Raw genomic sequence first — 17,724 nt, 5'->3', positions numbered from 1 at the left:
TATGCATACATTACATCTCTATGAGTATTCATCTATGCGCACTACATTACCTGCTCTGAATGTAACCGTTAAATACCGTTAAGTTTACCGTTATGTTAATTCCATAGGTGGTATGAATATATCAGTGTAGAACTGATCGACAGGCATGATCATAAATATCAATTCTTAGTGTATTTGTGCGCATTAGATAAGAATCATCTCATTAGATGTAGCCCTATTAGAATGTTCCTAGGATAATTCAATTCCCGGCTACTAAGGTAGCTAACAAAGAAGAGAATAATAGAATGGCTACTATCACTAACTTGAATGCACATGCATTGATGAACAGCGCTAAAGGTTATATTAAAGCTCTGCAAGAAACTAAAACAATATGGTTAAGGTTGTTACAGATTGGAACATTTGCGTAGCTCAATCTGACATGATCACCTACAACTTCCCGGTAGGAGAATATAAGCGTAAGGCTCATCTTATCGCTGATTTTGAGCGTGTTATTGAACAGCTTAATGAAATGGCTTTTTGTCCTATAGAAGCTGGTGAGGCCTTATCTGTATGCGATTCTAACGATACGCAGATTAATAACGTTTCAACTACTGAAGAGGCTGTACAAATGGTTAATGTTCTTATCGCTACTAATGCTACCTTTCGTGATGTTCCTGATAATGGCGTATTCTCACAAGCTGGTACATCACCGCTTAGCCTCTATTCTTATTTCTGGAAAACTCCAGAAGGTGAAGCGGCTAATACTGTAGAGTCTACCGCTTTATCTATGAATCTATTGCCTGTGCAATTCAATCCAGATGATCGGGTTCAAGTGTGGGGAGTGGCTAATACATGGGAAAGTGTAAATGATCTTATCTCTGCTCATGTGTTAGCTAGTCGCCGTGTCTATATTCAGAATGAAACAGATGCTGAGCGCTTAGCGGCCTTTGCTTTGTCTCTGCCTCAAGCTGATTTAGCTAGCTTCTTACGCATGATTCAAACTCATTGCACCGAAGAGTTCACTAGTGAAGTGTTAGCCGCTTTTCATGCCTCTGTAGAGCCAGAGATACAGGAACGGTTAAACAGCTTATTGCACACAGCACAGGCTTAATTTACAGCGCCCCGTTCAGGCGGGGCATTAACATTTAAAATATTATGGGAGTGGTGAAAATGGTAGATGTAAAAGCAATCTTTGAACGTGTTGGTGTTGAACTGGATGAAGGGATTTATGGTATGTCACCTTCACCGCTTCCACGTATGAAGCAGTTAGTAAAACTCATGCCAGCGGTAGAAGATGGTGAATGCACCTTAGCAGATATCAACATCTATCTTAATGATATCCGGTCTGCTCGTATTGAAGCAGATGCTAACAGTAAGATGGCTAGTGAAAAGACTATTCGCAAGTGCTGGAACCTGCTTAAAGAAGCTAAGCAAAAGTATCCACATCTTGAGAAATATCCTTTAGCTCAGGCTGCATATCTGATCCACAAAGGGGAGACGGTTAAGCCAGCACCTAAAGCTGTGCCAGTGGTTAACGCTGTACCAGAGCAAATCAAAGCTAACTCAGACAACTACGTTAGCCTTGTGAACAATGGCGTAGTTAATGGGAAGCGTCTTATCAATGAGACTGATTTTAATATCCTTGAGCATATCAAGGCTACAGATCCAGCGTATTACAATACGGTAGCTGTTCTAATCACTGAAGATCTGAGAGCTAAGGCAGAGGCTAAGTTAGAAGAGTGGCTCAAGGAACAGGCAGAGCGTAAGCGTGAAGAGCTTTATGCTCAGATGGGTATCGTGTTAGAGCCGTTGCCAGTGGTTCAGGCTGATAACCCTGCTGAACTTCCAGCGGCTGAACAGACAGCGCCAGCTTTTACACCTGCTGAGCCAAAGGCTAAGAAGGGGAAAGAATCAGATGCTGATTTTCTGGATCGAGTGAAAGCTCTGATCTGTGAGAACAAGGATCTGAACAATGATGACTATCAGCGCCTTTTAGCCCTGAAGAGTAAGAACAATGCTGTAGCGGCTGAACTAGTGGATCTTTGGGAAACGTCCCCAGAGACTTCACCAGAAGCCCCACAAGGCGATAAAAAGTAGTAGAACCGTATAGCCTGTGGCAAAGAGAAGCGCACAGGCCATTGCAGGAGCTTTTAGAGCTATGCAACACGTAACAGTAAAGAGCACACATTTTCACGCTTGGACGTCTCACCTTTTGGGTACGATCATAGGCGGGGCTATAACAGGTGCATTGATTGGCTTCCTATTAGGCTGGAGCTATGACGATTCAGGCTACATGCTTCATCAAGATATAGGCTTAACAGGCCTGTGTGGTGTGGTGATCTACGTGATAGCTTTCTTTGTCTATACGCTGGTGAGAGCGGCATTAGGGAAACACCATGAGTAAGAAGCCTTTGCAGTGGGCACACTTTCAGGTAAACGGCGTTACCGGATTTGTTGAAGTGGAGCCTAACGGCGCTATGTGGTGCCACTTCTCAGGCCAACGGATGGCCTATAGCACTATGCAAGGTAAGCTAAAGCAAGTAGTGCATAGTGTTATGGTTCAACACTCATTAGTTAGTAGCTGGCGGGGTTAATAATGCACATCATCTATATGCTTTTTGCAGCACAGACGCTTTTAATTATTTTTCTCTATCGGGAGCTACGGTATAGCATTGTAAGGCTTAGTAACTCTTTAGATTATGAGAGAAAAACCTTAGATATGATTGCTGATCATATCCCAGAAACTAAAAAGAAAGTAGCAGAAATTGAAAGGCACACTACTAGCAAGTTCATCAAGGATCTTGCTTCAGATATGGCCTTTAAAGACCTACAAAGAGCCAATGCTTATTGGTATGAAAAAGCGGTAGAGCTTGGCTATAAGGAAGAAGAATAAGCGCTATTATCTTAACCTATTAGATTGTAATAGACCTACTATTGACTTCCCCGCTACGGGGGAGACGAAAAGAGATCGTAAAGATGAAAAAATTAATTATTGCACTGGCACTATTTGCGCCTGTGGTGGCTACTGCTGCTAACCTTCCTGTAAATCTGGAATGTAAAAGCGTTGAAGGTAATAAAATTATTGAGATTCACCGCCCTGATTCTTACCCGTCTTTTCTGTATGTGAACGGGACTAAAATGCAGATCCGGGAAGTTCTTCAAGGATTAAACCCAAAAGATAAAATGTATCTGTATAGCAAAACAGATAGCTCAGAGGGCTATTCTTTCCAGCCTACCCAATCAGGTAAAGTTAGCTTACTTGCAGGTAGCGGTGATTATTTTAATTGTGATGCGGCATAAAATAAAAAGTTGTTATTAGTTGTACTGGCTTGTTCTGTTTCCGATTTTTAAAAAGAGACTATTAAAATGAATGCTTCAGATTATTCAAGTGTTACTCATGCTGTAAAAGCTGTTTCAATTATCATCGCTATTGCTTTTGCTCTTCAGGGTAAAGGCGGGATGAAAACTAAAGCGGATAAAGTTTTAAGCGCTGGTAAATTCTTTATTTGGGGTAACATTGGCTTTATCGCTTTCTTCCTTTTGGGCTTTATCACGCTGGCGTTAACTCAAAACCTAAGCGCCTATTATATGATCTGCTCAGTGGCTGCTTTCTGTCTGTGCTTCACAGCGCCAGCGGGGATCTATTCATGGGCGGTGTTATTCCGTAGCAAGGCAAACAAGGCAATCTATTATCCCTTTATGAACAAGTGGACTATAGCGGCCTTTATTCTCTCTAACGGTATTATGGCTGCTGTAACTCAGGTAGCCCCAATGATTTACTTTGTCTGGATTCCGGTTGCTACCGTTGTAATGTTTATGAGCAATCGCAAGATCAAACAAATTATAGGGATGGCTAACTAATGGATACTCTATTTGTTTTCCTCTTGTTCGCTGTACCTGTGGCGTTATTCATTTGGACTGTTAATAAAATCTGTGATCTTATTCGTGATGTTAAAGGGGTGAAAAAATAATGGCTTTATCAGATGGCACTATTGAACGTTGGTCACTGGCTGATGTACTTGCAGTTAAACCGAACTTAGAAAACCGCACTTTAAACTTCAGCGGAAACTACTTGCATGGTGAATGGAATGATTCATTAGGCGATCCGTTCGAAGTGTGCCTATTGAATAATGAATTTATCCTTGTAGACGGGCATCACAGGCAACACGCTTTAGCTCAGGAATGGTTAACTAACCTCCCTGATACGTTTGCAGTGTGGCACCGTGAAGCCGAAACGATGGACGATATCAGAGCGCGGCAAGATGCACACATGGAGGGTAAGAGATCTCCTAACGCCACTCAGAGAGCCTCTATCATCGATAAGCGTCTGAGCCTTACAGATCTGGAGAGCAAGCAAGCTAAGCGCATAGGCATTACAGCGGTTAAGCAGTTAGGCTACAAGGGCAAAGATGCATTGATGAAGGGTAAAACAGACTACATCGAAGAGATCCGCCTTATAGATACGTGGGGATTGAGCTTCGAGGCTGCACGATACCCGCAAGGCATCTTAGCGGCAATGCTCAAGACAGCGCGCATTAGCCCCGCTCAGGCTTGCGACTTCTGGCACAAGTACGACGCTAAAGCAAAGGGCAGCAAGTTTATCAAGCGTGTATTAGATCGCGTTGATCAAGGTGGATTAGGTGAAGAATACAATGCACAGCTTTACGCCACCTCTGTAGATAGTTTCGATTACTGGATGGATTAATGAGCGTTGAATATAACGCCGTATGCATTGAAGAATTAGATCCAGAGAGTATTAATTTCTATCCCCCGCTCTGGTTCGAAATGAAATATCAAATGGAACTTAATGCAGGTATTACCCTAGCGGCAAAATTAAACGAATGGAAAACTAAAGACACGCCAGCTTTAAAGAAAGCGCGTGAACGTTATCAGGCATACCAATTTAAAAAGGCTTCATGATGAAGAAGGTTTTATTAGCCCTTGCTCTTTTATCCCCCCTTGCAGCAATGGCGCATACAACTACTTACACGGCTAAATGTGGGGACTATTCTGTAGTGGCTGTATCGCATTTTCAGACTAAATATAATGATGGTGATGAAACCACTGTTTTTCAAAATGGAGCGCCTGTAATCACCTATAATGATTTGCATTATGGACTTGCTCAGATTGCCTATCTACCCTATGGCGGTACAGTGAGTAACTACCCTTTAGGCACAAGTGATAGCGACGGCTATTTTATTCTTATGGCGGATACTTCAGAGCATAAAAACATAGCGGCGTTAGTTTTAGGCAAGCATAAAATGCAATGTGGTACATTTACAGCAAATCAACTTAATTAGGTTTATCATGAAGAATATTTTATTAACAGCGGCTTTATTAGCCGTGGCTGGCTCAGCGTCTGCAAGTGTTATGCCGTATTCCTGCTACGTGACAAGCAAAGAATATACTTCCCCGGCTTTCGGGGTGATGATGTCTTTTGCTATGGCTCAAGGTGAAGGGGCTTATGATGTAGAAGGTAAAGTGTATAACTTTGAACCAGACGGTAAATACACTTTTGATCATCCAGCCCCGGCACAAGATGGAAGCGTATTAAAAGCAGATGATTCAAATAAAGTGATGGCCTTTACCATTACGGACAAGAAAGGGAATAAATCACATTATGCATGTTATGCCCTTACTGATCAGGACAGCACAGGCGCTGAAAGTGATTATGCCTTTAAATATTTAGGTGGTAAAAAATGAACCCTTTTCAATTCTACATGGATGCTTTAGGCGCTGCTGCTGATGGCCTCTTTTGCTTGATGCTTATTGGCGTAGGCTTAGTGGTGTGCGGTCTAGTGGCTGAATTCTTTGCAGATCGTAAAGAGAACATTAGGCACACTGAGCTAGTGAGTGAACGTAAACGCAGAGCGCCACGGATGGAGGGCGTAGAATGAAATACATCTACAGAGGCTTCATGATCGGGATCGGCTTAATGGTGGCTCATGTTGTCGTAGGGGCTACGGTGATCGCCACGCTCTGGAGTACCATAGAACCAGTGATAAAGCAGACGTTAGCAGCATATTTCCACTAATCCACATAGGCCGCCTTGCGCGGCCTTTCTTATGCCCTTTAAAGCTCCTGTACGCCCTTCTCAGCGTGTTTAATCCCTCTACCCTTACCCTACCAGATAGCCTCTAAAACTCTCTCAGCGCTTCCTGTGTCCTCTCCTATTGCCCCTACAGGATAGTACCTACAGAGGGTAATAACTAACTAAAGGAATTGAAATGAATGCTTTAACGATCTGTCAAATAATTGAAAATGAATTGCTTAAAAAATATGGAACTCTTTACAAGGCGCATAAAGTGCTAAATGTGCCTTTAGGATCAATTTATAAATTGCGTAGTAGACCATCTTATGATTCAGCATTCAGATTTGCTAATGCTGCTGGTATTGCTTTAAAAGTGGAGGTTATGTAATGGGATCTAATAAACGTACACCGCCACCAGTTACAACCCTTGCTAAAGAAGTACAAATTGAACTAGCCAGATCAAGACGCCGGGAACAGCGGAAACGTTTTGATGAACGTTGGAAAACTGTTAGTGAAGAGACACGACAACTTTATAAAGAAATTCAGCGCCGTGACAATGAAGCCGCTTTAGATCGAGTGAAGTCTATGAACAGACCTGTAGATCAAGATGCTATTGAGGCCGGGTTAATAGAATGGAACAACGAGAAGATTAAAGAGAATGCAAGTTTTATCTCAGAGCTAAACGCCGCTACCAGTTATGAGCATAAATGGAAAGAAGCCATAAAAAATAGGATCACACCAGAGCGCCAGCAGAAAATTAATCTCCAAAAAGAAAAGAATGAGAAGAAAGAACAGGAGAGGATAGCGCGTGAAATTGCAAAAGAGAAAGCAAGACAGGAACGGGAAGAGAGAAAACTTAATCCACCTCCTAAACCTCCTAAGCCTGTTAAGCCTCCTAAAAAATATCACCCTCCTATTGATCCAGAAACAGGGGAGTATTTCCCTATAGGATTGACTACTTATACCAAAAGCAATAAACAGTATTTTCAAGTAAGACGCCGGGAGGAAAATAAATTAAAGCATTTAGGAACATTTAATACAAAAGAAAAAGCTGAATTAGCGTCTATAGTTTGGCTGAGAAAAACATACGGACTTGAAGAGGAATTTTTTAAGGATGGAAAATGAAAAAAGTTAATGGGGGAATCACCCCCGACTATAATTATACAACTAATGTTGTCTTACCGCTTTGGCCTAATTACACGCCTGTAGCTTGCAGAATGGGTAACTGGTTTTGGAATGGATACGGGGCACCGTTTTATTGTGAAGATCTTGATGCTCTGGATGAATACGGATCAAGTGTATGGCTTCAGACAATACCGGAAACTACAGAAGGTTTCTGTGTGGGTATGGATACATTCTTAACGGAATACACAGGCATTGATTTAGCAGTACGTTTCCAGCTATGGGTAAATAATGGCGCTAAGGGGCATTTTAAATGATCCCAGCGTGTGTAATGGCTATTTACAGAGTGGCGGATCAATGCTGTTAGGTAGTGTTGATTATTACTCAAAGGCCGATGTATTCACTATTACGCTTAACCCTAATCCAGTACCTGATTATGTCACTGGCACCACATCAACGGATACATGCACCTGTACTACTACCGCCAGCAATCCTACTTATGAATGGACTTGCTTAATTGATGGCGTATTGAATCAGGGGGTAACGGCTGAGATCAAGGAGCTAATACAGCTACCATGAGCTTAACGTATGACTTCACCAGTGTGCATGAGCATTGCGTATTTAGATGCACTGTTACGGACGATAGCGGCAAGAGTCAACACGCTGATGCATCCTTTGCTATTGGAGCTCCAGCTACAGCCAAAGTACAGAGCGCTACAAGCTCGTTAGCTGTTACACGCTATGCTACTGGCTCAGTGGTGAGCGATCAGCTTACTGTTACTCCTTCCCCTGCTGATGATGGAACTTATCTGTACAACTATTCGATAGATACCGATCTATTCACTATCAGCGATACAGGGCTAATCACTGGCGTTGCTTCTACTGATGGCACCTATACAGCGTCCTGTGTTGTTATCGATCTATACGGCAATCAGGCACCAACTAGCAGCGCCTTTAGTGTTACTACTGAATACGCACACCTTAAAGGTGTTAGTGTTAGTCCTGCTACCTTGTCAGTAGTTGAAGGTGATCCGGTTGATCAGGTATTCACTCTTACACCTAATCCGGTAGATGATGGAACATATAAATACAGCGCATCGTTCAGCGGAGCTAATGACGGTCTGACCATTACAAACAATAATGATGGTACGTTTAAAGTTAGTGGCACTACCACTACAACCGGGAACGTTGTTATAGGCTTCACCTGTACCGATAGCTATAACGCCTCATACTCTGATAACGCTGTTATCACTATCACCGTACCAGCGGCACACATCAAGACAGCTACAGCTTCAATTGATAACACTACTGCTACTGTGGGAACGGCTTACACAGGACAGCTTAACGTTGTATGTGATGAATCCGATGATGGAAGCTATACCTATGCCTACTCTCTGAACGGCACTAACTATGGTCTGTCCATAAGCGGCACAGGAGCCATTACAGGGACACCAACGGCAGCAGGTACAGCAGGCTTTAAAGTGACGGTTACAGACTCATACGGAGCTAAGCAGACAGGCTACGCTAACGTAGTGATCTCAGCGGCTCCAGCTTATGCACAGATCCAGAGTGTGGGCGCTGTTACTGGCTACGGCACTAATCCGGGTCATCCTAAAGTTGGTCACAGCTTCACGCGCCAGCTTACGGCAACTCCTAGCCCGGCAGATGATGGTTCTTATGCTTGGCGCTGGTATTGGAACCCAACGGCACCAGCGGGAATGACCTTAACCAATGCCGATACAGCAATAGTTACATGGTCTGGTACTCCTACTGTTACCGATGGCGGCAAGACGTTCTATCTGTATGTTGATGTTACCGATTACTACGGAACAACCAAGACAACTACAGGCGCTGGTGGAATGGCTATCGACAAATAACCCATTGCATAACTATGCAAACACTAAGAGAGCTACAGCTCTCTTTTTGTGTATCTGTGCTATGGCCTCTTGTCTGTGTAGGAATAGGCGCATACAATCAATTCTCGTTTCCTACACGGGAACAACACAACATCCTGTAAGTTGTTGAATTGATTTAGCCTCATTGATTACCCAACGGAATCCCGTCATAGTCCTTCCCTAAAAAATACGGCCATCGCCTGAGCGACAGCCGCGGTCACTGAAAACTGGTGTTATTGCGCAGGCAGCGTCGGCACGTTGTCATCGAACCAGGTTTTATAGATTTTGGCGTAGGTGCCGTCGGCAACGATTTTCTGCAAACCGGCGTTGATTTTGCCCAGCAGTTCACTGTTACCTTTAGCAACGGCGATGCCAAAATACTGGCGCTCAAATTTAGCGTCAGGCACCAGCTTGAACTGCTTTTCCGGATGCTGCTTGATGTAGTATTTAACCACCCCGACGTCGCCTACCGCGGCGCTGACGCCGTCTTCAAACAGCTCCTGCAGCATGAGTGGCGTATTGTCGAAGCGCTTAATGGAGGTGCTGTTTTTACCCAGTTCCTGCGAAACCACAATATCGCCAGTGCTGGAGTTCACCACGCCGACTTTTTCGTTTTTTAACGCCGCCAGCGAGTTCACTTTTGAACCTTGCGGCACCACAATCGACTGCTCGGCCGGGAAGTACGGCGCGGAGAAATCCACCATCTGTTTGCGTTTATCGGTGATGGTAATACCCGAGATGATAATGTCGCGATCGCCGGTACCCAGAGTGGCGAAAATGCCCTCCCAGGGGGTATTGACCAGCTTCACGTCAAAACCTTCGGCCCTGGCGATCGCTTTGATGATATCGATATCAAAGCCTTCCAGCTGCTTTTGGCTATTTTCGAATTCAAAGGGACGGTAGGTGCCGCCGGAGCCGACGGTATAGGTTTCCGCAGCCGCCTGTCCGGCTGCCACCAGCGCGGCCATCATGAAACACGCTTTGAGCAAATTCTTGACCATGAGATATCCTTTTTATGCATTTATTTTGCATAAAAATACACACACTTAGCATAGCATGCAACCGGAAAGCATCGGGATAGCGAATTATCGTTTGTTCAACCGCGTTGACCACCTGATTTGCCAATGGCTCGATGCAATTCATTGATTCGCTTCATTGATTTGACCGTCTTTTGCGGCGTAGTCGAGGCAACGGACAGCACGATCATCTCAAGGCAAATCAGCACCGTACCGTGCAGCGGCACTCGCCCGTTATCGCCGCCGCGCGGAACATCAATCACCACCTGTGCCAGTTGACTGAAGCGCGAATCCAGCGCCTGGGTGAGTAATATCGTCGGGATCCCCAGCCGCTGCGCCTCACGCAACGTGGTCATGCCCTCCCGATGCGGCGATTTTTGCCCCATCATAATCAGCACGTCGCCGCGCTGCAGGCTAATCAACTGCTCAGCAAGACTGAAGCCGGTACGGTTGAGGGTACAGGAAGGTAAGCCAATACGATTAAACAGACGCGCGGTGTACTCGGCGAGGATCCCCGACGCCCCGATGCCAAATATCGCCACCTGACGCGCATCCCCCAGCAGCGCCACCGCCTGGGCTACCGCCGCGCGATTGTCCGCACGCGATAGCACCTCACAGGCGCGTTGATGCCCATCGAGCACAAAATCGATGCTGGAATTGACATCACAGGAGAGTGCCCCCACCGTCGAGCGCATCTTTTCCGACGAGGTCGCTGACGGCCCGAACCAGCGCGCCATGGTCTCTTTTAATTCGCGTAGCCCGGCAAAACCCAATGCCTGAATTGCCCTCACCACGGTGGCATCGGAGGTGTGAGTAGCGGTGGCGATCTCCATCGCCGTGCGTTCCAGTACCACCTCGCGATTATCATTAATGTAGTTTGCCACTTCGCGTAAACGGGGCGAAAGTTGATGCGCGCGGGCGCGAAAACGCTCGCCAAACAGATCGACTCTGCCCTTCTCTTTTTTCACTCCCGCTTTCATTTCGCCCCCGCCGGAATCGGCCGCCCGGCGATGTGCGACTGCACCTGAGCAACCATCAGCGTCAATGCGGCATACGAATTAGAAATAACCTCTTCGCGCGGCAACAAAATATAGCGGCCGGTGCGGCAGGCGCGCATAAAGTCACACCAGCCGGGCATTACCGCCTCCATGGCCTTTAGCTCATCCTGCGGCTTACCGCCGGTGTCCGAACGCCAGGTCGCGAAGACAAAATCGGCATCCAGTTCCGGTAGCTGCTCGGCGCTGACGTCGATCCGCTGGCCATCGGGGATCTTGTCGATCAACGGCGGGAAGCGGAACCCGGCGTCACGCAGAACTCGCCCCAGCGCGTGATAGGAGTAGTGTACCGTCACCTTGCCGTTATTCGCCTGTATCACCGAAACGCGGTACTGCTGCGGGTCGACCGTGGCCTTTAGCTGTTTAATTTGTTCCTGATAACGACGTTCAAGCACCGCGAGCCGCGCCTGGCTGCCGGTGAGCTGCGCCAGTTTGCGGTAAATCCGCGGCGCGCTGCCCTGCAGGTGATCGATACTGACCGTCGGCGCGATTTTCGCCAGTTGCTCCACCGAGACATGGCGGCTCGGCTCGGTAATAATCAGATCCGGCTTCGCCGCAGCCACGGCTTCAAGGTCGATATCGGCGGTGCCAATAAAGCGAATCTCGCTATTGTCGAAATCGACGCCGGTCAACTGGGCGCTGGAACGCAGGTAGTGGCTGCCGTCAGGGCGCGTGCGGCCATGGCTGGCCACCGGCGGTACCCCAAGCTCAATTAGCGGGATGGTAATATCGAGATCGTGCATCGAAACGATACGCTGCGGATGCAGCGGTACGGTCACCGTACGACCTAAATCGTCGGTGAAGGTTTGCGAATCGGCAGCCGCGGCAGCGCCCGCGCACAGCACCAGCAGAGAAACGAACCAACGCATAACAATCCTTTTTGATTTACAGGGCGTCACGGCGACGCCAAAGCAGAGCAATAAAAAATGGGCACCCCACCAGAGCAATAACAATCCCCGCCGGGATCTGCAGCGGCGCAAACGCCAGCCGCCCCAGCGTATCGGTTGCCAGCACCAGCAACGCGCCAATCAGCGCGCTGCCGCAGAGTAGCGCCACCTGACCGCCGCGCAGGACGAAGCGCGCCATATGCGGCGCCATCAGACCGACAAAACCCAGACTGCCAACGCAGGAAACGCTGGCAGAGGTCAGCAGTACGGGGGCAAAGAAGCGTAACAGCGTGAGCTGCGGCAAACATACGCCAAGACCGATGGCGGTACGATCGCCCAGCAGCGCCACATCCGCCGCGCGGGCGGTGCAAAACAGAATCAATGCGCCAGGCAGCGCCCAGCAAAACGCCACCGCCAGCAGCGGCCAGGTCGCCGCGTGCAGGCTGCCGGAGAGCCAGATCATCGCCGTCTGTACATCGCGTACGTCGGCGGTGGTCATAAAAATGCCAACCGCCGCCGCCAGCGTCCATGACACGCCGATGCCAATCAGAATAAAGCGCGGACGTGAACAATCGCGCGCCAGCGCCAGCACCAACAGCGCCACCAGCACGCCGCCGAGCATTCCTGCCAGCGGCCGCCACGCCAGCCCTATGGCCGGGAAAAACAGAATTAGCGCCAGTACCACAATGCAGGCTCCCTCTTTGACGCCAATAAGGCCGGGGTCCGCCAGGCTGTTACGGGTAATGCTCTGCATCGCCGCCCCCGCCAGGCCAAGCATGGCGCCGCACAGCAGCGCCATCAAAATTCGCGGCAGCCGAATGTCAAACAGGATAAAGCGTTGCTGCTCGCCAATCTGCTCCGGCGCCAGCAGCGCACGCGCCCATGCCGAAGACGGCAGCGGGAAGCTGCCGCGGCTGAGGCTGTAGAGCCCCAGCGTCAGCAAAATAAACAGGATGAAGGCGGCAATTTTTAATGCCGCTGGACGTAACAATAGGCGGGTTGAACCCATCGCCAGAGGCCGAAATCCGGCGCGATGAACGGCGCGTTTCATTTAAAAAACCTCGCGGCAATAAAGATAAAGAGCGGCGCGCCCACCAGCGCGGTCATCGCGCCGGTCGCTAGTTCCTGCGGGGCGAGGATCGTACGGGCGGCGATATCCGCCAGCACCAGCACCAGCGCCCCTACCGGCGCCGCCAGCGGTAACGCCAGACGAATATCTTGCGTTATCAGACGGCGCACCACGTGTGGCACCACCAGCCCGACGAACCCTATTGGTCCGGCGACCGCCACCGCCGCGCCGCACAGCAGCGCAATAGCGGCCAGCCCCAGCAGCCGGGTCTGCACCAGATTCACCCCCAACCCCAGCGCCACTTTATCGCCCAGCGCCAGCACGTTCAGACGTGGCGCGAGGAGCAGCGCCAGTCCCATGCCAGACAGCGCCGGCACCAGCGCCGCCTGTAGGGTAGCCCAGTTCAACCCGGCCAGATCGCCGGCAAGCCAGGTGCGCATCGCCAGCAGCGTTTGTTCGTCAAGTATTAATATCGCCGCCGTCACCGCCGAGGCAAACGCCGAGATCGCTACGCCGCATAGCGTAATGCGCAGCGGCGTCGCCCCGCCGCGCCCGGCAGAGGCCAGCGCCATTACCCCGCCGAACAGTAGCGCCGCGCCACAGGCGGCGGTTAGCGGGCGAGCTGCCGGAAAATCGCCGACAGAGAGGCCCAGCGCCGAGGTCGCGACCACCGCCAACGAGGCCCCGGCGTTGAGCCCAAGGATATGCGGCTCGCCAAGCGGGTTGCGGATCACCGTCTGCAGCAGCACCCCGGCAACGCCAAGCGCCGCGCCGGTCAACAGCGCCGCTGCCAGCCGAACCAGACGTAAATCAACAATAATACGGTGATCGAAGTTCCGCGGGTCGTACTCGATCAGCGCCTGCAGGACCGTCTGCGGCGCGATCCAGCGGGCGCCTAAACCAAGATGAATCAGCGAACCGGCGATTAGCATCAGGGTTAATAGCAGCATGGCCAACCGCGGACGAGTACGACGCCGCGTGGCGTACAGCACGGCGGCGCTCATCGGGCAACGGCCTGGGGTGCGCGAAACGGCATAAAGAAAGGTTTGCCGGTTTGCGGATTGATTGACATCTGCACATCAACATCAAAGACGTTTTTAATCAGTTCGGGGCTGCAGATTTCCTGTTCTGAAATGGTCCCGGCTATCCGCCCCTTTTTGAGAAATACCAGCAGGTCGGCATAGTTCACCGCAAAGTTCAGGTCGTGAAGCACCGTCACTACCGTGCGGCCATGTTCGCGGGTCAGGCTTTGCAGAAGTTCAAGAATTTCGACCTGATAGCGCAGGTCGAGCCAGGTGGTCGGCTCATCCAGTAATATGGTTGTCGTCTGCTGGGCCAGCGCCATCGCTATCCAGCAGCGCTGACGCTGGCCGCCGGAAAGGCTATCCACCGCCAGATGGGCGAATTCGGCGGTGCCGGTTAATAGCAGCGCCTCTTCCACCGCCTGTTCATCGGCTGCAGACCACTGGCGCATCAGCCCCTGCCACGGGTAGCGCCCGCGCGATACCAGTTCAAACACCGTGAGCCCTTCCGGCGTCAGCGGCGATTGCGGCAGGATCCCCAGCTGGCGGGAAACCGTTTTGGTCGGCATGTCGTGGATGGCCTTTCCGTCCAGACGCACGCATCCGCCGAGCGGTTTTAGCATCCGGGCGATGGTCGATAACAGCGTTGATTTGCCTGAGCCGTTAGCCCCGGCAAGCACCGTCATTTTACCGCTGGGGATCGTCAGGTTAATGTCATCGACGATAAGCGTCTGGCCATATCCGGCCGACAGGGATTCCAGGACGATCCCCTTTTCTGCAGGGTTTACCCGCTGTGGCATAACTCGCTCCTGCGCCGCAGCGTTCCGGCATCAGCCCTCGACGTTCTGCAGTCAAATCAAAATAAATCTCATTCTCTTTTGATCATGAAGGGGATGAATGTAGTAGTCAATACTGTGCTTCATGTTGTTATCGTTACGTTCACTACCCTGCGGCGACACAAAATGAATTTTATGAATAGTATTTATAATCAATAAAATAAAAGCATCACACTCTCTACGACAGGCTGCGAAATCGTGCTTTTCTTCTGCGACGATTTTTTATCTTACATAACATTTACTACTACATTCCTTCGTGTTTGAATGATTCTCAATTACATATCTGAAGGCGCGTTCAGACGCTTAACAGATAGGTTTTATTTTCAGGGCAATGATTTTATTGGCTTTATCTGACCGCAAAGGCAGATTCGTTCACGAGAAACAGATAATGACTCAACCCCATGTCGCCTGCAGGACATTGCAAGGGCGCGCGCTTTTTTCGCTTCTTTTTTTAGCCTCACCGGGATTAATGGCCGCAGAAAATAACGCGGCAAAGAATACAAAGGATGTTGAGGACACTATTACCGTGGTGGCTGACGGCCGCCAGCAGAACGCCACCAGCGGTTATCAGCCGCTGAGTTCGTCCACGGCGACATTGACCTCAATGCCGCTGCTGGATATTCCGCAGGTGGTGAATACCGTCAGCGACCGGGTGCTGGAAGATCAGCACGCTACCTCGCTGGATGAAGCATTGTATAACGTCGCCAACGTAGTGCAGACCAATACCCTCGGCGGTACCCAGGATGCCTTTACCCGCCGCGGCTTCGGCGCCAATCGCGACGGTTCTATCATGACCAACGGCCTGCGTACCGTTTTGCCGCGCAGCTTTAACGCCGCTACCGAGCGGGTTGAAGTCCTGAAGGGCCCGGCCTCGACGCTGTACGGTATTCTCGACCCCGGCGGGCTGATTAACGTGGTCACCAAACGCCCCGAGCGCCAGTTCTCTGGTTCGGTTTCCGCCACCTCCAGCAGTTTTGGCGGCGGCACGGGTAGCTTCGACGTGACCGGTCCGATAGAAGGGACTCGTCTGGCCTATCGTCTGATCGGCGAATATCAAAATGAAGATTACTGGCGCAATTTCGGCAAGAACAAAAGCAGCTTTATCGCCCCTTCCCTGAGCTGGTTTGGCGATAGCGCGACCATTACCGCTTCGTATTCACATCGCGATTACAGCGCCCCCTTTGACCGCGGCACCATTTTCGACCTCGATACCGGCCACGCGGTCAACGTCGATCGTAAAACCCGTTTCGATGAAGCCTTTAATATCACCGATGGTTATTCCGATATTGCCCAACTGAATGCCGAGTACCGTCTTAACAGCGCCTGGACCGCGCGCTTTGATTACAGTTACAGCCAGGATCACTACAACGATAACCAGGCCAGGGTAATGGCCTATGATTCTGCGACCGGCAACCTGACCCGCCGGGTCGACGGCACGCACGGCTCGACGCAAAAGATGCATTCCACCCGCGCCGATCTACAAGGCAATGTGGTCATCGGCGGCTTTTATAATGAACTGCTGACCGGCGTCGCCTATGAGAATTACGATTTGCTGCGTACCGATATGCTGCGTTGTAAGAACGTGAAAGGCTTTAATATTTATCATCCGGTTTACGGCACTCTCGATACCTGTAATACCGTTTCCGCTGCCGATAGCGATCAGCGCATCAAGCAGGAGAGCTATGCGACCTATCTGCAGGACGCCCTGTATCTGACCGACAACTGGATTGCCGTGGCCGGCGTACGCTACCAGTATTACACCCAGTACGCCGGTAAAGGCCGTCCGTTTAACGTCAATACCGATAGCCGCGATGAGAAATGGACGCCGAAGGCTGGGCTGGTTTACAAGGTAACGCCCAACGTGTCGCTGTTTGCTAACGTCGCCCAGTCGTTTATGCCGCAGTCGTCGATTGCCAGCTATATCGGCGAACTGCCGCCGGAAGAGTCCACCTCTTACGAAGTCGGCGCGAAATTCGACCTTTTAGAGGGTATTACCGCCAATATCGCGTTATTTGATATTCATAAACGTAACGTGCTGTATACCGAAAGTATCGGCGACGAGACGGTGGCGAAGACCGCGGGTAAGGTTCGCTCGCGCGGCGTGGAGGTGGATCTGGCGGGCTCGCTCACCGATAACCTCAGCGTCATCGCCAGCTACGGCTATACCGATGCCAAAGTGCTGGAAGATCCCGATTATGCCGGTAAACCGCTACCGAACGTGCCAAAACATACCGGTTCGCTGTTCCTGACCTATGACATTCATAACGTCTATAACAGCAACACCCTGACCGTTGGCGGCGGCGGCCACGCGGTCAGCAAACGTTCCGGCACCAACGGCGCGGATTATTATCTGCAGGGCTATGCGGTGGCCGACGTCTTCGCGGCCTATAAAATGAAGCTGCAGTATCCGGTAACGCTACAGATGAATGTGAAGAACCTGTTCGATAAGACCTATTACACCTCGTCAATCGGCACCAATAATCTCGGCAACCAGATTGGCGACCCGCGTGAAGTGCAGTTTACGGTGAAAATGGATTTTTAAGCCTTGCCCTGCCCCGGATAGCGGCGCGCTGCGCCTTATCCGGGCTACTTCTGTGCCAATAGCGACTGAAACTGCCGCCGTTGTTGGCCTCAAAATCGCTGAGATGTTCCCGGCAGGCCGGGGCAGCACGCAGGGATGCGTGCTGAGGGCCGTGTTTTGCAAGGACGCTGCCTCGGCCCGACCCGAAGCCTGCCGGGATAAGTCGAAGGTACCACGAAGTGGCGATTTTGGCGGCCAGAGCCCGGGGGTACAGGGGGCGGCGGCGATTGG

General features: G+C 50.1%; 20 protein-coding genes and 1 pseudogene. 15 read left to right on the top strand and 6 right to left on the bottom strand.

Annotated elements, in window-relative coordinates; translation table 11 throughout:
- Nucleotides 1–370 precede the first annotated feature (370 nt).
- The 14 genes from ABLU86_RS23065 (at nt 371) to ABLU86_RS23000 (ending at nt 9,009) form a co-directional block, all read left to right on the top strand.
- Nucleotides 371–1,090 (top strand): hypothetical protein, encoded by a 720-nt coding sequence (locus tag ABLU86_RS23065; protein ID WP_126027477.1) that lies wholly within the window; start codon nt 371–373, stop codon nt 1,088–1,090.
- A 59-nt stretch (nt 1,091–1,149) separates the two neighbouring features.
- Nucleotides 1,150–2,076, top strand: coding sequence for a hypothetical protein (locus tag ABLU86_RS23060; RefSeq protein ID WP_126027478.1), 927 nt, complete (start codon nt 1,150–1,152; stop codon nt 2,074–2,076).
- A 61-nt stretch (nt 2,077–2,137) separates the two neighbouring features.
- Nucleotides 2,138–2,383: a hypothetical protein gene (locus tag ABLU86_RS23055; RefSeq protein ID WP_085846045.1), complete on the top strand. Its 246-nt coding sequence runs from the start codon at nt 2,138–2,140 to the stop codon at nt 2,381–2,383.
- A gap of 192 nt (nt 2,384–2,575) precedes the next feature.
- Nucleotides 2,576–2,872: a hypothetical protein gene (locus ABLU86_RS23050; protein ID WP_126027479.1), complete on the top strand. Its 297-nt coding sequence runs from the start codon at nt 2,576–2,578 to the stop codon at nt 2,870–2,872.
- 83 nt (nt 2,873–2,955) lie between these two features.
- Nucleotides 2,956–3,279: a hypothetical protein gene (locus ABLU86_RS23045; RefSeq protein WP_021466378.1), complete on the top strand. Its 324-nt coding sequence runs from the start codon at nt 2,956–2,958 to the stop codon at nt 3,277–3,279.
- 66 nt (nt 3,280–3,345) lie between these two features.
- The gene (locus ABLU86_RS23040; protein WP_126027480.1) at nt 3,346–3,840 is read left to right on the top strand and encodes a hypothetical protein; all 495 of its coding nucleotides are present in this window, start codon (nt 3,346–3,348) and stop codon (nt 3,838–3,840) included.
- 109 nt (nt 3,841–3,949) lie between these two features.
- Nucleotides 3,950–4,684: a hypothetical protein gene (locus tag ABLU86_RS23035; protein WP_126027481.1), complete on the top strand. Its 735-nt coding sequence runs from the start codon at nt 3,950–3,952 to the stop codon at nt 4,682–4,684.
- Nucleotides 4,684–4,899 (top strand): hypothetical protein, encoded by a 216-nt coding sequence (locus tag ABLU86_RS23030; protein WP_126027482.1) that lies wholly within the window; start codon nt 4,684–4,686, stop codon nt 4,897–4,899. The genes ABLU86_RS23035 and ABLU86_RS23030 overlap by 1 nt, the downstream gene beginning before the upstream one ends.
- The gene (locus ABLU86_RS23025) at nt 4,896–5,279 is read left to right on the top strand and encodes a hypothetical protein (protein ID WP_157194898.1); all 384 of its coding nucleotides are present in this window, start codon (nt 4,896–4,898) and stop codon (nt 5,277–5,279) included. The genes ABLU86_RS23030 and ABLU86_RS23025 overlap by 4 nt, the downstream gene beginning before the upstream one ends.
- Nucleotides 5,280–5,286: 7 nt before the next feature.
- The gene (locus ABLU86_RS23020; protein ID WP_126027484.1) at nt 5,287–5,682 is read left to right on the top strand and encodes a hypothetical protein; all 396 of its coding nucleotides are present in this window, start codon (nt 5,287–5,289) and stop codon (nt 5,680–5,682) included.
- Between the two features lie 524 nt (nt 5,683–6,206).
- A complete protein-coding gene (locus ABLU86_RS23015; protein ID WP_126027485.1) occupies nt 6,207–6,398 on the top strand; it encodes a hypothetical protein in 192 nt (63 codons plus the stop codon).
- Nucleotides 6,398–7,135, top strand: a complete 738-nt coding sequence (locus ABLU86_RS23010; RefSeq protein ID WP_126027486.1) for a hypothetical protein — start codon at nt 6,398–6,400, stop codon at nt 7,133–7,135. The genes ABLU86_RS23015 and ABLU86_RS23010 overlap by 1 nt, the downstream gene beginning before the upstream one ends.
- A complete protein-coding gene (locus ABLU86_RS23005; RefSeq protein ID WP_126027487.1) occupies nt 7,132–7,449 on the top strand; it encodes a hypothetical protein in 318 nt (105 codons plus the stop codon). The genes ABLU86_RS23010 and ABLU86_RS23005 overlap by 4 nt, the downstream gene beginning before the upstream one ends.
- 258 nt (nt 7,450–7,707) lie before the next feature.
- Nucleotides 7,708–9,009 (top strand): putative Ig domain-containing protein, encoded by a 1,302-nt coding sequence (locus ABLU86_RS23000; protein ID WP_126027488.1) that lies wholly within the window; start codon nt 7,708–7,710, stop codon nt 9,007–9,009.
- 251 nt (nt 9,010–9,260) lie between these two features.
- Here the strand turns inward: ABLU86_RS23000 and ABLU86_RS22995 are convergent, their stop codons facing one another.
- The 6 genes and pseudogenes from ABLU86_RS22995 to ABLU86_RS22970 form a co-directional block, all read right to left on the bottom strand.
- The gene (locus ABLU86_RS22995) at nt 9,261–10,028 is read right to left on the bottom strand and encodes a basic amino acid ABC transporter substrate-binding protein (RefSeq protein WP_045412722.1); all 768 of its coding nucleotides are present in this window, start codon (nt 10,026–10,028) and stop codon (nt 9,261–9,263) included.
- Between the two features lie 95 nt (nt 10,029–10,123).
- On the bottom strand, nt 10,124–11,023 hold the full coding sequence (locus tag ABLU86_RS22990) for a MurR/RpiR family transcriptional regulator (protein WP_348796407.1): 900 nt from the start codon (nt 11,021–11,023) through the stop codon (nt 10,124–10,126).
- Nucleotides 11,020–11,972, bottom strand: a pseudogene (locus ABLU86_RS22985) (iron-siderophore ABC transporter substrate-binding protein). The gene ABLU86_RS22990 and the pseudogene ABLU86_RS22985 overlap by 4 nt, the downstream one beginning before the upstream one ends.
- Nucleotides 11,973–11,983: 11 nt before the next feature.
- Complete coding sequence (locus tag ABLU86_RS22980) at nt 11,984–13,036, bottom strand: iron ABC transporter permease (RefSeq protein ID WP_348796406.1); 1,053 nt, start codon at nt 13,034–13,036, stop codon at nt 11,984–11,986.
- Nucleotides 13,033–14,058 carry an iron ABC transporter permease gene (locus tag ABLU86_RS22975; RefSeq protein WP_045412714.1) on the bottom strand — a complete coding sequence of 342 codons (1,026 nt, stop codon included), beginning with the start codon at nt 14,056–14,058 and terminating at the stop codon, nt 13,033–13,035. The genes ABLU86_RS22980 and ABLU86_RS22975 overlap by 4 nt, the downstream gene beginning before the upstream one ends.
- Nucleotides 14,055–14,876 carry an ABC transporter ATP-binding protein gene (locus ABLU86_RS22970; protein ID WP_015705152.1) on the bottom strand — a complete coding sequence of 274 codons (822 nt, stop codon included), beginning with the start codon at nt 14,874–14,876 and terminating at the stop codon, nt 14,055–14,057. The genes ABLU86_RS22975 and ABLU86_RS22970 overlap by 4 nt, the downstream gene beginning before the upstream one ends.
- Before the next feature lie 505 nt (nt 14,877–15,381).
- On the opposite strand from ABLU86_RS22970, the gene ABLU86_RS22965 reads away from it, so the two are divergent.
- The gene (locus tag ABLU86_RS22965; protein ID WP_072206517.1) at nt 15,382–17,454 is read left to right on the top strand and encodes a TonB-dependent siderophore receptor; all 2,073 of its coding nucleotides are present in this window, start codon (nt 15,382–15,384) and stop codon (nt 17,452–17,454) included.
- Nucleotides 17,455–17,724 lie beyond the last annotated feature (270 nt).

The sequence above is a fragment of the Klebsiella sp. JN_Kp121 genome (assembly GCF_040062145.1).
Lineage (GTDB): Bacteria > Pseudomonadota > Gammaproteobacteria > Enterobacterales > Enterobacteriaceae > Klebsiella > Klebsiella aerogenes.
Note: the sequence above shows the minus strand (reverse complement) of the source record. Positions and strands in the feature narration are given on the sequence as shown.

What these genes read in the sequence shown, in the direction of transcription:
- ABLU86_RS22970 (WP_015705152.1), bottom strand. Translation starts at nt 14,876, where the DNA reads ATGCCACAGCGGGTAAACCCTGCAGAAAAGGGGATCGTCCTGGAATCC.
- ABLU86_RS23015 (WP_126027485.1), top strand. Translation starts at nt 6,207, where the DNA reads ATGAATGCTTTAACGATCTGTCAAATAATTGAAAATGAATTGCTTAAA.
- ABLU86_RS23020 (WP_126027484.1), top strand. Translation starts at nt 5,287, where the DNA reads ATGAAGAATATTTTATTAACAGCGGCTTTATTAGCCGTGGCTGGCTCA.
- ABLU86_RS23025 (WP_157194898.1), top strand. Translation starts at nt 4,896, where the DNA reads ATGATGAAGAAGGTTTTATTAGCCCTTGCTCTTTTATCCCCCCTTGCA.
- ABLU86_RS23050 (WP_126027479.1), top strand. Translation starts at nt 2,576, where the DNA reads ATGCACATCATCTATATGCTTTTTGCAGCACAGACGCTTTTAATTATT.
- ABLU86_RS23065 (WP_126027477.1), top strand. Translation starts at nt 371, where the DNA reads ATGGTTAAGGTTGTTACAGATTGGAACATTTGCGTAGCTCAATCTGAC.
- ABLU86_RS22980 (WP_348796406.1), bottom strand. Translation starts at nt 13,036, where the DNA reads ATGAAACGCGCCGTTCATCGCGCCGGATTTCGGCCTCTGGCGATGGGT.
- ABLU86_RS23060 (WP_126027478.1), top strand. Translation starts at nt 1,150, where the DNA reads ATGGTAGATGTAAAAGCAATCTTTGAACGTGTTGGTGTTGAACTGGAT.
- ABLU86_RS23030 (WP_126027482.1), top strand. Translation starts at nt 4,684, where the DNA reads ATGAGCGTTGAATATAACGCCGTATGCATTGAAGAATTAGATCCAGAG.
- ABLU86_RS22965 (WP_072206517.1), top strand. Translation starts at nt 15,382, where the DNA reads ATGGCCGCAGAAAATAACGCGGCAAAGAATACAAAGGATGTTGAGGAC.
- ABLU86_RS23040 (WP_126027480.1), top strand. Translation starts at nt 3,346, where the DNA reads ATGAATGCTTCAGATTATTCAAGTGTTACTCATGCTGTAAAAGCTGTT.
- ABLU86_RS22990 (WP_348796407.1), bottom strand. Translation starts at nt 11,023, where the DNA reads ATGAAAGCGGGAGTGAAAAAAGAGAAGGGCAGAGTCGATCTGTTTGGC.
- ABLU86_RS23000 (WP_126027488.1), top strand. Translation starts at nt 7,708, where the DNA reads ATGAGCTTAACGTATGACTTCACCAGTGTGCATGAGCATTGCGTATTT.
- ABLU86_RS22975 (WP_045412714.1), bottom strand. Translation starts at nt 14,058, where the DNA reads ATGAGCGCCGCCGTGCTGTACGCCACGCGGCGTCGTACTCGTCCGCGG.
- ABLU86_RS23055 (WP_085846045.1), top strand. Translation starts at nt 2,138, where the DNA reads ATGCAACACGTAACAGTAAAGAGCACACATTTTCACGCTTGGACGTCT.
- ABLU86_RS23045 (WP_021466378.1), top strand. Translation starts at nt 2,956, where the DNA reads ATGAAAAAATTAATTATTGCACTGGCACTATTTGCGCCTGTGGTGGCT.
- ABLU86_RS23010 (WP_126027486.1), top strand. Translation starts at nt 6,398, where the DNA reads ATGGGATCTAATAAACGTACACCGCCACCAGTTACAACCCTTGCTAAA.
- ABLU86_RS23035 (WP_126027481.1), top strand. Translation starts at nt 3,950, where the DNA reads ATGGCTTTATCAGATGGCACTATTGAACGTTGGTCACTGGCTGATGTA.
- ABLU86_RS22995 (WP_045412722.1), bottom strand. Translation starts at nt 10,028, where the DNA reads ATGGTCAAGAATTTGCTCAAAGCGTGTTTCATGATGGCCGCGCTGGTG.
- ABLU86_RS23005 (WP_126027487.1), top strand. Translation starts at nt 7,132, where the DNA reads ATGAAAAAAGTTAATGGGGGAATCACCCCCGACTATAATTATACAACT.